Source organism: Pseudoxanthomonas sacheonensis (genome assembly GCF_031455975.1).
GTDB classification, from domain to species: Bacteria; Pseudomonadota; Gammaproteobacteria; order Xanthomonadales; family Xanthomonadaceae; genus Pseudoxanthomonas_A; species Pseudoxanthomonas_A sacheonensis_A.
The window spans coordinates 1-14,790 of the sequence record NZ_JAVDTT010000006.1 but is presented as its reverse complement, the minus strand read 5'-3'; the positions used below and the strand labels follow the sequence as shown (position 1 = coordinate 14,790).

Sequence of the window (14,790 nt, the reverse complement as noted above, 5' to 3'; positions counted from 1 at the left end):
GAACACCACAATGACCATCATCCGCAACAGCATATCGCCACGCGCCGCACTGCCACTCGCACTGGCCGCCATACTCGCCTCGCCTGCTTTCGCGCAGGAGCCACCTGCCGAAGACGCCAACAAAAAAACCGCCGCTGCCGAAGCGACCGCGACGGACCTCGACACGATCATCGTCACCGTGGAGCGCCGCGAACAGGATCTGCAGAAATACGCCGGCACTGCCCAGGCCTTGTACGCAGACGACCTGCGCGAGTTGGGCATCAACAACGAGTTGCGCAACATCCAGGTCATGGTTCCAGGCCTGAGCATCGCTAACCAGGAGGGCCATGCAGAAATTTATATGCGCGGCGTGGGTTCGGCCAACAGCACCGAACTAGGCGATCCGGCTAACGCACCGCACGTCAACGGCACTTACATCCCGCGCCCGCGGGGTCTCGGCGCCATGTTCTACGACTTGGAGCGGGTCGAGGTCAACAAAGGTCCGCAGGGTACCTTGCGCGGCCGCAATGCACTGGGTGGCACGCTCAACATCGTGACCAAGCGGCCCGACCTGGAGGAATTCGGCGGCTATGTGCAGGTCGAGGCTGGCAACCGCGACCACGAGGCCGGCGAGTTCGCCGTGAACCTGCCGCTGGGCGGCGTAGCCGGGTTGCGCTTCGCCGGCTACTCGGTGGACAAGGGCAGTTCATTCGAAAACGCGGGCGCGGCGCGCCATTTGAAACCGGCCGGCATCCAGGACGAAAAGGGCGGACGGCTGTCGCTCCTCTACCAGCCGGACGACAAGCTGTCGGTATTCCTGATGGCCGACATGGGCAAGGAAGGCGGCACCGGCTACCCGGGCGCCAATATCTTCAGGGCCGTGACCGAGGGCAACACCCTGCCCGACGATCTGGACATGCGTCAGGTGATCTACCGCGGACCGCAGGGCAAGCTAGACGCCACCAACTGGGGGGCGATGGCCCAGATCAGCTACGATTTTGGCCCGGTGAAAGTCGAATACAACGGCAGCTACCGCGACGTCGATTTTCAGCAGACCAACGCCTCGAGCGACAGCATCCTCTGGCCCGGCCGCAACATCGCGCCCCGCACGGCGGATAATCCGGATGGCATCGAGTACGACAACTATTCGTCGGTCTACTGGCTGACCCAGTCGCAGTCGCAGGTGCACGAATTGCGCTTCTCCTCGCCAGACGACGCGCGCTTGTATTGGACCGCGGGCGCATTCCACTTCGAAGAGAACCAGAAATCCGGCTTCTTCTCGCTCAACGACAGGGGTGTGTTCTATTCAGGCACCGAGTTCACCATGCCCGTTGTCCGCAGCAAGTCCACGGCGTTGTTCGCCGACGGCACTTTCAACGTCAACGACCGCTTCCGGCTCAAGGCCGGTCTGCGCCACACCGAAGAAGAAAAGTTCCGCTACGGCATCGGTGGCAACTGGACCATCGGCTTGGGCGCGGACAACAACTGCTGCTTCGCCACCAGGTTGGGCACCGAGGGCTTCATGCCGGCCTTCCTGTACCGTCCGAATTTCGATGTCAGCAATCTCACTTCCAACGCGGACTTGGCACGATTCCTGTTGCAAGGCGTCGCACGCTCCGGCGCACGCGATACCATTCTCGACCAGCTTGGAGGCATCGCCGACGGTTCGATGCCCAACGGACTCTGCGTGGACCGTCCGGATACCGGTGGCGACAGTTTGAACTGCACCGCGGACGGTTCGCACCCGTGGGTCAATCTCGGCATCCCGCAGCAGCAGATCGGCAGAAGCAAGTTCGACTTCACCGATTGGCGTCTCGGCTTCGAATACGACGCGAGCGACGACAGCCTGCTCTACGCAACGGTGTCAACTGGCCACAAGGCGGGCGGCTTCAACGACAGCTTCGATATCGACTTTATCCCGGAGACCTTCAAGCCGGAATCGCTGGTCTCCTTCGAAATCGGCTCGAAGAATACGTTTCGCTGGTTCAACGGCCTGCGTTCGACCTTCAATGTCAGCGCGTTCTATTACGACTACTCCGACCAGGTGTTCCAGGACCTGGCGGTGGTAGGCGTGAACCAGGACGGTGACGCCACCGGCTTCTCGCTGGTCAACCGCAATATCGGCAAGTCGGAGATCTACGGTCTCGAGCTGGACAGCCTGCTTCGCTTCCGCCACGGCTTCAGCCTGGGCCTGAATGCGCTGTATCTGCACACCGAGATCAAGGACGGCGTGGTCGCCGACGTCCGTAGCCAGAACTTCGGCGCGGGCGGCATCACCTCGAAGATCGATCTGGCCGGCAACGAATTGCCGCTGTCGTCGGAGTTCACCTTCAACGTGCACCTGAAGCAGTCCTTCGAACTGGTCCACGGCAGCTTCGACTGGCAGTTCCTGGCCTCGTATCGTTCGGCGTACTACCTCACCCAGTTCAACGACCGCGACGTGGTGTACCTCTCCGACACCGCCGGTACCGTCGACCGGATCGAGGACGCGGCGACCGCGGGCTTTCCCGATCGCCAGCGCGCCGAGACCACGCTCAATGCGGGTCTTGGCTTCACCAGCTTGAGCGGCGCTTGGCGTTTCGAACTGTGGGGCAGCAACCTGCTGAACAACGACGTCTCACAGAAGGCGCTGGTCGGCCCTAACCTTAACCTCCGTTTTCTCAACGATCCGCGCAGTTACGGCCTGCGTGTGCGCTACAACTTCTGACGAGGCGCGCCTAGTAGTTCATTCAAGCCGGAGCCGCTTCGCGGCTCGGCTCAACTCAGGCATTAGCCCTATGGAATGGCAATCGACTCTTTCAAAGCTTTTCCCCGATGCGAGGTTCCCACGCGGAGCCACGCTTGGGCAGATTACGTCCTGCGAACACCTCCTTGGTATAAAACTTCCTTCTGATCTCAAAGGGCTGCTCATTGAGTCAGATGGAATTCTCGTAGACTACGGAATAGGCTTGGTATGGCCTATCGCCAGGATTGAGGCGGACAACCTCACCTTCCGTTGCAACCCGGACTTTCAAGGCCTCTACATGCCCTTTGACTCGCTCCTGTTCTTCGGTGAAGCGGGCAACGGCGATCAGTTCGCTTTCTCAATTCAGTCCGGTGCGGTAAGACGCTCTGACATCTTCGGGTGGTCTCACGGGGACGATAGCCGCACTTGGATTGCCCCATCTCTGAAGACCTTCTTCCAATGGTGGGCAAGTGGCCACGTTAAGATATAGGTTTGGCGGCTAACAGGTCATTCGAGCCGAACTCGCTTTGCAGGTCGGCTTAGTTAGATCATTGGCGAATGTCCGCTTTTGGCCGGAAGCGGGAGGGTAGCGAGCGACCGGACGAATGCGAAACGGAGCAATTCGACTGAGCAGCAAGCCGGCGTTTGTCGACACAAACGCTGCTAGGCTACCGACCGAACGAAATGCCTTCAACGCCGACTGCTCGCTGACATGATCAACACCAGGAAACCCCCGATGCGAAACCTCACCCGCTATCTCCCCCTGATCCCATTCATCGTCGCACTGGCCGGCTGCGCGACTCCCAACGGATCGGCGGCGGATTTTCCCGCCGTCGGACGCGTGACCGCCTTCGACCCGTCGTTCCACGCGGTCGTGGCCGCCGATGCCAAAGTCGAGAAGATCGCCGAAGGCTTCACCTGGTCGGAGGGGCCGGCATGGGTCGCTGCGGGGAACTACCTGCTTTTCACCGACGTACCCGAGAACACGCTGTATCGGTGGTCGGAGCGCGACGGACTTTCCGTGTTCCTCAAGCCTTCGGGTTACGACGGCCCCGACACGGGCGTGCTGCGCGAGGCGGGCGCCAATGGGCTGTTCGCGGAAACGGGCGGTACGGTGTTGCTTGCGGACTCGGGTTCGCGCCTGGTAGCCAGGCTCGATCCGCGAACGAAGAAGAAAACCACGCTTGCCGCGAATTTCAAGGGAAAACGCTTCAACAGCCCGAACGATGTGGTCCGGCGCAGCGACGGCGCGGTGTTCTTTACCGATCCGCCCTACGGCTTGAAAGGACTGGATGATTCTCCCGCCAAGGAGCTGAGTTTCAATGGCGTGTATCGCATCGACGCCGATGGGACCGTCCATCTGCTGGACGATGGATTGAGCTTTCCGAATGGAATCGCGTTGTCGCCGGATGAGCGCACGCTGTACGTCTCCAATTCGGATCCGAAGCGACCGGTATGGATGGCGTATTCCCTAGATGCGCAAGGCGAGGTTCTCGAAAAGCGCGTGTTCGCGGATGCTTCCGATTTGCTGGGCGAAGGCGTTCCCGGACTGCCCGACGGCATGGCCGTGTCCAGCGACGGCAAGCTCTTCGCCACCGGACCTGGCGGCGTGCTGGTATTCGATGCCGATGGCAAACGTCTTGGACGCATCGAAACCGGCGCGGCGATTTCCAACTGCGCATTCGGCGACGACGGCCACACGCTTTATATGAGCTCGCATACCTTCGTTGCGCGGGTACGCGTGAAAACAACCGGCTTCGGCTTCAATCGCTAATGACGACCTTCAGGTGCGAGCGCGTGCGGCGCCATCGCATGGCGAATGGAGAGCCAATGGTCGCGCTTTTCCTTTTCACACCTATCGCTTCGCCGCGCCCCTCTCCTCTCCGAAGAGGAGAGGGGCGTTATTCGCAAGCTATTGTGTGACTTTAAAACGTTTCTTCAAGCGGATATCGGCGCTCGACGCTCCCAACTGCACTTCGTATGCGCCGGCATCGACGGCATATGTCTTGCGCTCGACATCGTAGTGCCGCAAGGCCATCTCGGGCGTAAAAGTGAACGACACTTCCCGTTCCTCGCCAGGCTGCAGGCTCAAGCGCTCGAAGCCGCGCAGATCCTTCAAGGCACGCTCACGTTGCGGCTCGAGCGGATGCAGATACAGCTGCACGACCTCTTCGCCGGCGCGCTGGCCGGTGTTCTTCACTTTCAGCGACACCCTAACCTGCTCCTTCGGTCCGGCATCGCTACGATCCAGACGCAAGCCGGAATACGCGAAACTCGTATAGGAGAGTCCATGCCCGAAAGGAAACAGCGGCTCGCCACTGAAATAGCGATAGCTGCGCCCCTTCATGGCGTAATCGTCGAAGGCAGGCAATTTCTCGTCCGCCTTGTAGAACGTGACCGGCAGGCGTCCGGCCGGGTTGGTGTCTCCGAACAGCACGTCCGCCACCGCATTGCCGCCGCGCTGGCCGGGATACCAGGCCACCAGGATCGCCGGCACGTGCTGCTTGGCCCAATCGACGGCGAGCGCCGAACCCGTGGTCAGCACCAGCACCACCGGCTTGCCGGTGGCGTGCAATGCTTCCAGCAATTTGCGCTGCGTTGAAGGCAGGCCCATGTCGGTGCGGTCGCCGCCGGCGAAACCCGGATAGTTGACCGTCATCTCCTCGCCTTCCACGTCGCCGGTGAGTCCACCGACGAACACCACCACATCGGAGCCGCGCGCGGCTTCCAGTGCTTCTTCGAACGGCGGCTTGGCGCCCGGCATGTTCCAGGCCAGGCGAACGCTGGCGTCGCGCTCGCCGTCGTAATACTCCATCTTCACGTCGTAGGCGCGGCCGGCTTCCAGTTCCACACTGACGCTGTCGGCACGCAGGCGGTCGCTGGGCTGCCAATGGTCCAGCAACAGACGTCCGTCCAGGTACAGGCGGAAACCGTCGTTGGCCGCGGCTTCGAACCGGTAGCTGCCCGACACCGGCGGCAGCAACTGGCCGCTCCAGCGAATGCTGAAGTTGTCGGAGGGCACGCCCTGGCTGGGGCCGGCTTCGCCGCGCGCCATCAGATTGTCGGTGGGCGAACCACGATCCCATCGGAAACCGATCTGCGCGTCCACGCGCACCAATGCGGGCGTGCCGGACAGGTCGTTGCTGCGGAAATACTCGCCACGCAGGCCACGTTCGCTGCTACCCGCCGCCGGGCGCAGATATTGCGCTTCGATCAACGGCGTTGCGGCCGGGTCTTCGCGCCCTTCGACCAGATCGACGCCGCGCGCATGAACGACCTCCACCTGCGGCGCGGCATCGCGGATGCCTTGCAGGATGGTCACCGGCGCTGCCGGCGTGCCGTAGTAATTCCCCAACAAGGCCATGGTGTCGTCGGCGGTAGGGCCGACCACGGCGATGCGGCGCAGCTTGCGCGACAACGGCAGGACGCCGTCGTTCTTCAGCAGCACCATCGAAGCCTGCGCCGCCTTGCGCGACAAGGCGTCGTGTTCCGGCGACTGGTTGACGGAAGCAGGGATGCGCGCCCAGCGCACGCTTTCGGGTGGGTCGAACATGCCCAGCCGCATGCGCGCCGTGAACAACTGCGTCAGTGCAACGTCGATCTCGGCCTCAGTGATGAAGCCCTTGCGTACGGCCTCGGGCAAGGTCGAATACTCCTCCCCGCACTCCAGCTCGGTACCGTTCTTCACCGCCAGCGCGGCCGCTTCCTCGCGCGTGGCCACGATCTTGTGGTTCTTCCAGATGTCCACGATCGCCCAGCAGTCCGACACCACATAGCCCTTGAAGCCCCAGTCACGGCGCAGCACGTCGCGCAGCAGGAAGCGGCTTGCGCTGGCGGATTCGCCGTAGACCCGGTTGTACGCGCCCATCACCGCGTCCACCTGCCCTTCCTTCACCAACGCCTCGAACGCCGGCAGGTAGGTTTCGTACAGGTCGCGCGCACTGGGTCGTGCATCGAAGTGGTGGCGATCGGCCTCCGGCCCGCTATGCACGGCGAAATGTTTGGCGGTGGCGTCGAGCTTTCGGTACTTGGGATCGTCGCCCTGCAGGCCGCGGACGAAACTCACGCCCATGCGCGCGGTCAGGAACGGATCCTCGCCATAGGTCTCCTGCCCACGTCCCCAGCGCGGGTCGCGGAAGATATTGATGTTCGGCGACCAGAAAGTCAGGCCCTGGTAGCGGCCATGCTCGCCGCGCCGCAAAGCCTCGTGGTGCTTAGCGCGCGCTTCGTCGCTGATGGTTCTCGAGACCTCGTCCATCAGCGGAACGTCGAAAGTCGCCGCCAAGCCGATGGCCTGCGGAAACACAGTCGCCGCTCCGGCACGGGCGACGCCGTGCAGCGCCTCGTTCCACCAGTCATACGCAGGCACTCCCAGGCGCTCGATCGCAGGTGCGCTGTTCTGCATCTGCGCGGCTTTTTCCTCCAGCGTCATCCGCGACACCAGATCGGCCGCGCGCTCCTCGAAGCTGCGCTGCGTATCCTGGTAGACCGGCGGCGCTTGCTGCGCGTCGGCGGCTCGGACGTCCTGCGCGTGCCACGAGGCCACCATCAGCGCGGCCATAAAACTACCGCGCATCGTCATTTTGAATAGCGTGTTTTCGTGATTCATTCGCTTGCCCCTTGTCGTTCTTCCTGCGCTATTCGCGCGTGCGGCCCTATCACGGCACCGATGAAACCACCCGCCACGTCGGTACTGAGCAAGGTACCGTCCTCGCCCTGTTTCAACCATTGCCAGCCCTGTCCCGCATCGAAGCCAAAGGAATACTCGGCGCCGTCGCCTGCGATCTTCAATTTCAGCGACTCCAAGCCCGGCAGCGTCGAAGCGGCGACGATGCGCCTGCCTTCGCCGCCGTTCTTTTCCAGGAACAGTTCGATGCCCTTGCCTTTACGGCGCGCGCCGAGAAAGTACCAGTGCGTCTCATTCTGGAATGCCGCGATGCCCGCCTCGGTGCCGGCCTCGACCGGCATCCGCAATGCGGTGCTGGCTTCAAACCTAGTGTGCTGTTGGCGACGCGCCAGGAACGCGGGGTTGCGCAACGTGTCCAGCCCTTCCACCAGGGGCCGTATCGCCAACTGGCCGGCATGGCCGGTCAGGTCGGCCCAGGGCTGTTTGGGTACGCGCACATACGTCCATGCGCGATCCAGGACCGGTTTGTCGAACTCGTCGCGCCAAATGAAATTGCCGGTCGATGGCGCCTGCGTGTCGGTGCGCGACATGAAGCTCGGGCCTGGCGCGGCGTACGCGATCTCGCGACCCGGTTCGAGGATCATCGGCCAGCCGTCCTTCCATTCCACCGGCAGCAGGAACGTCTCGCGGCCGGTGTTGTAATGCACGCCGCCGTAGTTGCGGCTGGCGAGAAAGGTGGCCCACCAACTGCCATCCGCCGCTTCGACCAGATCGGCATGTCCTGCGTTGGTGATCGGATGGGCGCGGTCTGCCGGCAGGTCGCGTTGGGTCAGGATGGGATTGTTCTCATAGGGCGTGTACGGTCCCCACACCGTCCGGCTGCGCAGGATCACCTGCGAATGCTGCGGCCCGGTGCCGCCCTCGGCGCAGTGCAGGTAGTACCAGCCGTCGCGCTTGAAGATATGCGGCCCTTCGATCCAGATCGGATTTTTCGAAGGATCGACCCCACCATCGATCAACACCTTGCGCGGACCGAACGGCTGCATTTTGGCGAGGTCGAATTCCTGCATCCAGATCGCACGGTGGCCGTCGTAGCGCGGCTTGCCGACCGGTGCGTCGTTGTTGAGAAGATAGGTGCGCCCGTCATCGTCGAAGAACAACGAAGGGTCGATCCCGCCGATGGTTGGCAGCCAGTGGAGATCGGACCACGGGCCGGCCGGATCGGTGGCCGTAGCGATGAAGTTGCCGCCGCTGTCCACGGCAGTGTTGACCACGTAGAAGATGCCGTCGTGATATTCGATGGCCGGCGCGAACACCCCGCGCGACATGCCCAATCCATCGAAGTCCAGTTGCGAGGGGCGATCGATGACGTTGCCGATCTGCCGCCAGTGCACCAGGTCGGTGCTCTCGAACACCGGAATGCCGGGAAAGAACGCGAAGCTGGAATTCACCAGATAGTAGCGATCGCCCGCCCGCGCGATGCTGGGGTCGGGATGGAAACCGGCCAGCACTGGATTGCGGTAGCTACCTTCCGGCAGCGGCGTTTCGAAGACCGCGTCCTTGCCGCTGTATTCGAACCAGTCGAACAGGACCGGCTGCTGCGCCAGAACCGGCGCCGCGAACATCCAGCACAACAACAGCATTCCGGCTTTCATTCGCGTCATCGTTCCTGCTCCTCGCTGTCCGGCGTTGCTCACCAATCCACCGACAATTCGCGGCCGTTGAGCGTGGCGTCGCCCAGTCCATACACGCCGGAGCGCGTGGTGATCTTCAGGGCGACGAAGTTGCGTCCCGGGCAAGTGATGATGGCCTTGGCATCGACGATCTCGCGATCGCGCGATGAGCCGTGAGCGCTTGTTTCGGTAGGGGATTGCGTAGTCATCAAGAGGTCCGTCGTAAGGAAAGCATCAGGGAACCTGGATCTCGAACGGTCCCGCAGGCAAGTCGGCGCCGTCGAACAAAGTGACGACCGGGCTGTCGGCCCAGCCGTAGCGCACCCGTGTGGCCGGAGCCGCCAATGGCGCACGCAGGATCACCTCGTGGCCGCGAATCTCGGCACTGGCATAGCGGCAGGAACCGGGTGCGGCCGCGCATAGCTCGAAGCCGACCGGGCCATCGGCGCCGTACGCGACCAGCTTGCCGCTGACGTCGCCGAAACTCACCACCACCGATTCGCCGTCGCGTTTTGCCGATAGCGGCACCGGCCCGGACGCCGGCAGCTTTTCGCCGTAGACCACGTGGCGCGCCGCACGCGCCAGCCTGCGGCCCAGCTCCTGTTTGTTGGGCGGATGGATGTCGTAGCGGTCGCCGATATCGATGGCGACGGCCAGCCCCGTGTTCGGATCTTCCGAAGCCGCCTGCCGCTGGGCTTCGCGCAGCGACGCCGAACCGCTCTCGGCGGGGGCCGTATTCGGTTTGCCATAGCCGGCCAGTTGCACGATCAGCAGCGGCAGATTCGCATCGAAACGCGCACGCCAGTCGCTACGGAACTCCCGCAGCAACGCGTGATAACCCGCTGCTTCGGTCGTATTGGATTCACCCTGGTACCACAACACGCCGCGCAAACCGTAGCGACCGAGGGGCGCGATCATGCCGTTGTACAAGGTGGACAGGCCGCCCGCCGTCTGCCACGGCGCACGCGGTGGCGTGTCTTCGCCCGCAATGCGGTACTTCCATCCTACGTCCAGTGGCACGCGGGTTCCGTCCTGCAACCGAAGCGCGTATGCCGAAGCGGGACCGGCCATGCCACCGTCGTGATAGGTGTCCAGCGCATTGACGACGACGACGTTCTCGCCGGCGCGCAGCAGGCCTGCGGGAAGCGCGTATTCGCGGCCGGAACCCGGTGCATAGGCACTGCCCACTCCGCGGCCGTTGACCCAGGTCATGTCGATCTCGTCGACCGAACCGAGCATCAGCGTGGCCGGCTGCGCGGCCTGCTGCACGGTCAGTCGGATCTTGGTGCGATACCAGAGCATGCCGTTGAAATCCGCCAGCTCGGGTACGCCCCAACGTTCCCACGCGCCGAGCTCGGGCGGCGCGTTGCGCCAGCCGGCGCCCGCAGAATAGGCGAGGCTCCAGGGCTCATCGCCAGCGACAGCGCCGGCGCGACCGCCCCACCAGCGGCCCCAGAGTTCGCCCCAGCGGCCGGTGGCCGTTACCGGATCGCTGGCGTATGTCGCCAGCACGTCCAGTTCGTCGTTGTAGCGACCGCTGGCGCGCAACGCATCGCCACTGATCCAGGCTTCGATGCGCGAACCGCCCCAGGCCGAATCGACCAGCCCCATAGGCACGTCGACGGTCTTCTGCAGTTCGCGCGCGAAGTAGAAGCAGGCCGCGGAGAAATCGCGCAGCGTGTCGGAGTTCACCGTTTGCCATCGCGTAGGAGTCGGGAAGGTTTCCAGCGGCACCGCGCTGCCGGCCTGCGGCACCGTCAACAGGCGGATGGTGTCGCCGGCCGCATCGGCGATCTCGGCCCATGCATCGAGCGTGCGCCAGACCTGCAGCTCCATGTTCGATTGGCCCGAACACAGCCACACGTCGCCGATCAGCACATCGCTCACCGTTTGCGTGATATTTCCTGCGGTCGCAGTCAGAACGTAAGGGCCACCGGCCTTCAACGCCGGCAGCTGCGCTTCCCAGCGGCCTTCGCCGTCGGCGCGCGCACGGGCATTCTTTCCGGCCAGCGCGATGCGCACTTCCTCCGCGGGCTTCGCATGGCCCCACAGACGGATCGGCTTGTCCCGTTGCAGCACCGCGTGGTCCTGGAACATGGCATGCAGCAATGGCGCCTCGCCCGCCTCTGCCGCGCTTGCGGCGAACGCGATGAAGCACGACCAGACCACCAGCAAGGCGCCGACGACGCGGCACGGCCACTCCTTCACCGACACTGAAAATCTCCTCATCGTCCGCTTCCCGGCGCGTACGGAAATTCCAGCGACTGGTAGTACTCCAGCGTATGCGCCGGAGCCGCTTCGCCGGCGGGCAGCGGGCGTCCGGAGAGCGTTTGGAAGTAAGCGATGCTGGCATCGCGCCACCACTGCGCTTCTTTCTCCTGGATGCCGAGAAAGGCGGCTACCTGCGCATGCCTCTCCGCGTCCACTTTTCCTTCGAGGCCACTCCACGTGCTGCGCATTCCCCGCACATAGTCGACCCCGCTCGTGTATCGATGCACCAGTTCGTCCCACAACGGGCGGCCCGAACGGGTGCGGTAGTCCCACGGCAGGTGGTGGAACCAGAGCAGGAATTCTTCCGGCACGCGCTGCAGGTCGCCGAATTCGCGCGCGAGGTAAGGGGAATATTGGGCAACCGCATTGCTGCCGTGCGCGGTGCGGTCGAAACCGATGCCCTCGCGGTTGGCGCGGTGGTAATAGACCGAGGTCCAGTCCGCACGCGGCCCGCCTTCTACCCACGGCCCGGGGCCGTAATGGTGGCTGCGCCCCATCAGGTGGTGGAGGCCCAGCGGCGTCATGTAATCGACGGCGGCCTCGCGCGAGCCCATCATCATGTCCACGACGGGAGCGACCACGCCTTCCTCGTTGGAAAACGTCATTCGCACCCATTCTTCGGCGATCGCGCGGGACGAAAGCGTCGGGTTCCAGGCCAGGCGGCCGTAGACGTACCAGTTGGCCTGATCGAAATGCGAACCGCTCCAGTTGCGGCCCGCACCGATGTTGGCGACGCCGGCCATGCCGGTCAACGCATGGCCGTCCAACGAACCATCGATCACTTTCGCGACTGTCGAATCTTTTCCTTTCGCGTGGGTGTCGGCCTTGAGGGTTTCCTCGTAGAGCGGCCCCAGATAGACCAGATGGGTGGCGAAACCGAGGTATTCCTTGGTGATCTGGAATTCCATCATCAGCGGCGTCTTCGGCATCGCCCCGAACAGAGGATGGAAAGGTTCGCGCGGTTGGAAGTCGATCGCTCCGTTCTTCACCTGGACCAGCACGTTGCCGCGGAACTTGCCGTCCAGCGGTACGAACTCGGTGTAGGCCTGCTTGGCGCGATCGTCCGGCTCTTCATGCGAATAAACGAACGCGCGCCACATGACCGTGCCGCCGTGCGGCGCCAGCGCATCGGCCAGCAGGTTGGCGCCGTCGGCATGCGAGCGGCCGTAGTCTTGCGGACCGGGCTGGCCTTCCGAGTTCGCCTTGACCAGGAAGCCGCCGAAGTCCGGAATGACGCGGTAGATTTCATCGGCTTTGTCGCGCCACCAACGCTTGACCGCGGGATCCAGCGGATCGGCGGTCTTGAGGCCGCCGATTTCCATAGGCGCGCTGAAACGCGCGCTAAGGAAAACGCGGATGCCGTAGGGCCGAAATACCCCCGCCAGCGCCGCCGCTTTTTCCAGATACGCCGGGGTCAGGCTGAGCGCATTGGAATTGACGTTGTTGAGCACCGTGCCGTTGATGCCCAGCGAGGCGTTCGCGCGCGCGTAGTCGGTGTAGCGCGGGTCCAGGTAGTCGGGCAGCTTGTGCCAATCCCAGATCGAGGCGCCCGCATAGCCACGCTCCACATGGCCGTCCAGATCGTCCCAGTGATCGAGCAATCGCAGCTTCACCCGTGGCGTATCGCGCAGGTCGAGCTTGGCGATCGGCTGCCCGGTCTGCAGCAGGCGCAGAAAATGGAAAGCGCCGTACAGCGCGCCGGCGTCTGCATCGGCGGCGATCACCGTGACCGCGTGGCCGTCGATCGCGACGCTCCGGATCAGATAACCCTCGGGTCCTAGACGCCGTGTATCCAAGCGCAGGCGGGCGATCGTCGGCGAAGAGGAGGGCGTTCCCACCACCACCGCTCCCGCCTGGGTGACGGTGTTCGCCGGCACAGGCGTGACGCCAAGCAGGCCGCGCAAGCCACGCAGCAGTTCCGCCCGTGTAGCGGCCTGCGTTGGCGTGGCGTCCGCAGCCAGCAATTGTGAGACTTGCGCCCGGTACGCGGTCGCGCGTGCGGATTCGGTGGGCGGGTAGCGCAGCCAAAGATCGTAGCCGTCTTCGGCATGTGCGGCAGGCGCGCATGCCATGGCGACCGTGCAGAACAGGAGGACAGCCATGCCAAAGCCACGCAATGGGGAGCTTGCCCGCTGGCTATCGCCGCCCCAACGGGTTAGCGTTAACATTCTGAGCATCCGGAAAACCGGTTCAGCACTGGATCTCATGAGCTGAATCTCATCGGTATTCCCCATGGCACAAGTCGGCCGCGACGTTTCCACTCGCTAGCCGAATGAAGGACAAAGCGTTGGAAAAGCCCAGGAAATCCGTGCGCCGCAAGAGCAGCAGCGTCACCATCGACGAGGTGGCGGCGCTGGCCGGTGTATCGCCGATGACGGTATCGCGCGTGATCAACGGCCAGGGCAAGGTGCGCGATACGACGCGCGAACGGGTAATGCGCGCCGTGCGCGAATTGGACTACACGCCTAACCTGGCCGCCAGCTCGCTGGCCGCGGCCCAACACACGCGTATCGCGCTCATCTACACCAACCCCAGCGGCGCCTATCTGCGCGAACTGCTGGTCGGCCTGCTGCGCGTGGCCTCGAGTACCGCCATTCAATTGGTCATCGACTACTGGGACGACCTGGATGCCGAGTCCGAACGCAAGGCGGCCCGCAAGCTGGCCAAGAAAGTGGACGGCGTAATCCTGCCGCCGCCTCTGTGCGACTCCCGCGCCGCGGTGACCGAATTCGTTCGCGCCAACGTGCCCGTCGTCGCGATCGCTTCGGGCCGTTTCAGCGACGACATTTCCTGCGTGCGCATCGACGACTTCCAGGCCGGAAGGGAGATCGCCGAGTACCTCATCAAGCAGGGCCACACCCGCATCGGCTGCATCAAGGGCCGCTCCGACCTGAGCGCCAGTACGCGTCGCTTCCAGGGCTTCCACGCCGCACTGGACGAAGCGGGCATCGCCCTGGACAGCACGCTGGTGCAACACGGCGACTACACCTACCGTTCCGGATTGAAGGCCACCGAGAAACTGCTGGCGCATCGCCGGCCGCCCAGCGCGATTTTCGCCAGCAACGACGACATGGCTGCGGCGGCGATCTCGGTGGCGCACCGCCGCGGCCTGGATGTTCCCCGCGACCTGTCGGTGGTGGGCTTCGACGACACTTCGGCGGCCACCACCGTCTGGCCCGAACTGACCACCATCCACCAGCCCATCGCGTCGATGGCCAACGCCGCTATCGACGTGCTGTTGCGAAGCATCCGCCGCAAGGATCCCACTACGCGCGTGCTGGTGGACCAGGTGGTTCCGCATCGCCTGATCGTGCGCGATTCGGTGGCCGCTCCGCCCAAGCGGAAGTAGACCGGCCGCAGCCACCTCGGCGAAGCGCGCGCTCATCGTCTTACCGCAACAGATACTGGTTCAACAGGTTCTCGTAACGCTCCTGCTTGCCGCTGATCTGCTTGGGCTCGCCGTTGTTGGCCGCCAGCGTGCGCAGATCGGCCAGGGCCAGCTTGCCCTGCTCGAA

General features: G+C 63.8%; 8 protein-coding genes and 1 pseudogene. 4 read left to right on the top strand and 5 right to left on the bottom strand.

Annotated features, from left to right (window positions below; translation table 11 throughout):
* The first annotated feature begins 10 nt into the window (after nucleotides 1-10).
* The 3 genes from J2W94_RS17555 (at nucleotide 11) to J2W94_RS17550 (ending at nucleotide 4,478) form a co-directional block, all read left to right on the top strand.
* Complete coding sequence (locus tag J2W94_RS17555; RefSeq protein ID WP_310096193.1) at nucleotides 11-2,686, top strand: TonB-dependent receptor; 2,676 nt, start codon at nucleotides 11-13, stop codon at nucleotides 2,684-2,686.
* Nucleotides 2,687-2,756: 70 nt separating this feature from the next.
* Complete coding sequence (locus J2W94_RS18220; protein WP_430540651.1) at nucleotides 2,757-3,194, top strand: SMI1/KNR4 family protein; 438 nt, start codon at nucleotides 2,757-2,759, stop codon at nucleotides 3,192-3,194.
* A gap of 246 nt (nucleotides 3,195-3,440) precedes the next feature.
* Complete coding sequence (locus tag J2W94_RS17550; protein ID WP_310096191.1) at nucleotides 3,441-4,478, top strand: SMP-30/gluconolactonase/LRE family protein; 1,038 nt, start codon at nucleotides 3,441-3,443, stop codon at nucleotides 4,476-4,478.
* A gap of 138 nt (nucleotides 4,479-4,616) precedes the next feature.
* On the opposite strand, the gene J2W94_RS17545 is transcribed toward J2W94_RS17550, so the two are convergent.
* The 5 genes and pseudogenes from J2W94_RS17545 to J2W94_RS17525 all read right to left on the bottom strand — a co-directional run bounded on the left by J2W94_RS17545 (nucleotide 4,617) and on the right by J2W94_RS17525 (nucleotide 13,377).
* Nucleotides 4,617-7,253, bottom strand: coding sequence for a beta-glucosidase (locus tag J2W94_RS17545; RefSeq protein WP_310096350.1), 2,637 nt, complete (start codon nucleotides 7,251-7,253; stop codon nucleotides 4,617-4,619).
* Nucleotides 7,254-7,309: 56 nt separating this feature from the next.
* On the bottom strand, nucleotides 7,310-8,986 hold the full coding sequence (locus tag J2W94_RS17540; RefSeq protein WP_430540656.1) for a glycoside hydrolase family 43 protein: 1,677 nt from the start codon (nucleotides 8,984-8,986) through the stop codon (nucleotides 7,310-7,312).
* Nucleotides 8,987-9,033: 47 nt separating this feature from the next.
* Nucleotides 9,034-9,213 (bottom strand): annotated as a pseudogene (locus J2W94_RS17535) (bifunctional D-altronate/D-mannonate dehydratase); the annotation flags it as partial.
* A 25-nt stretch (nucleotides 9,214-9,238) separates the two neighbouring features.
* Entirely contained in the window at nucleotides 9,239-11,233 is a 1,995-nt protein-coding gene (locus J2W94_RS17530; RefSeq protein ID WP_310096189.1) for a sialate O-acetylesterase, read from the bottom strand.
* Nucleotides 11,230-13,377: an alpha-glucuronidase family glycosyl hydrolase gene (locus J2W94_RS17525; RefSeq protein WP_310096187.1), complete on the bottom strand. Its 2,148-nt coding sequence runs from the start codon at nucleotides 13,375-13,377 to the stop codon at nucleotides 11,230-11,232. Before J2W94_RS17525 ends, J2W94_RS17530 begins: the two co-directional genes overlap by 4 nt.
* 185 nt (nucleotides 13,378-13,562) lie before the next feature.
* On the opposite strand from J2W94_RS17525, the gene J2W94_RS17520 reads away from it, so the two are divergent.
* On the top strand, nucleotides 13,563-14,624 hold the full coding sequence (locus J2W94_RS17520) for a LacI family DNA-binding transcriptional regulator (RefSeq protein WP_310096346.1): 1,062 nt from the start codon (nucleotides 13,563-13,565) through the stop codon (nucleotides 14,622-14,624).
* Nucleotides 14,625-14,790: the final 166 nt, after the last annotated feature.

Bases quoted from the DNA above. Each gene is read 5' to 3' on its own strand.
- J2W94_RS17540 (WP_430540656.1), bottom strand. From the start codon at position 8,986: ATGAAAGCCGGAATGCTGTTGTTGTGCTGGATGTTCGCGGCGCCGGTT.
- J2W94_RS17555 (WP_310096193.1), top strand. From the start codon at position 11: ATGACCATCATCCGCAACAGCATATCGCCACGCGCCGCACTGCCACTC.
- J2W94_RS17545 (WP_310096350.1), bottom strand. From the start codon at position 7,253: ATGGTGGCCTCGTGGCACGCGCAGGACGTCCGAGCCGCCGACGCGCAG.
- J2W94_RS17530 (WP_310096189.1), bottom strand. From the start codon at position 11,233: ATGAGGAGATTTTCAGTGTCGGTGAAGGAGTGGCCGTGCCGCGTCGTC.
- J2W94_RS17525 (WP_310096187.1), bottom strand. From the start codon at position 13,377: ATGGCTGTCCTCCTGTTCTGCACGGTCGCCATGGCATGCGCGCCTGCC.
- J2W94_RS18220 (WP_430540651.1), top strand. From the start codon at position 2,757: ATGGAATGGCAATCGACTCTTTCAAAGCTTTTCCCCGATGCGAGGTTC.
- J2W94_RS17550 (WP_310096191.1), top strand. From the start codon at position 3,441: ATGCGAAACCTCACCCGCTATCTCCCCCTGATCCCATTCATCGTCGCA.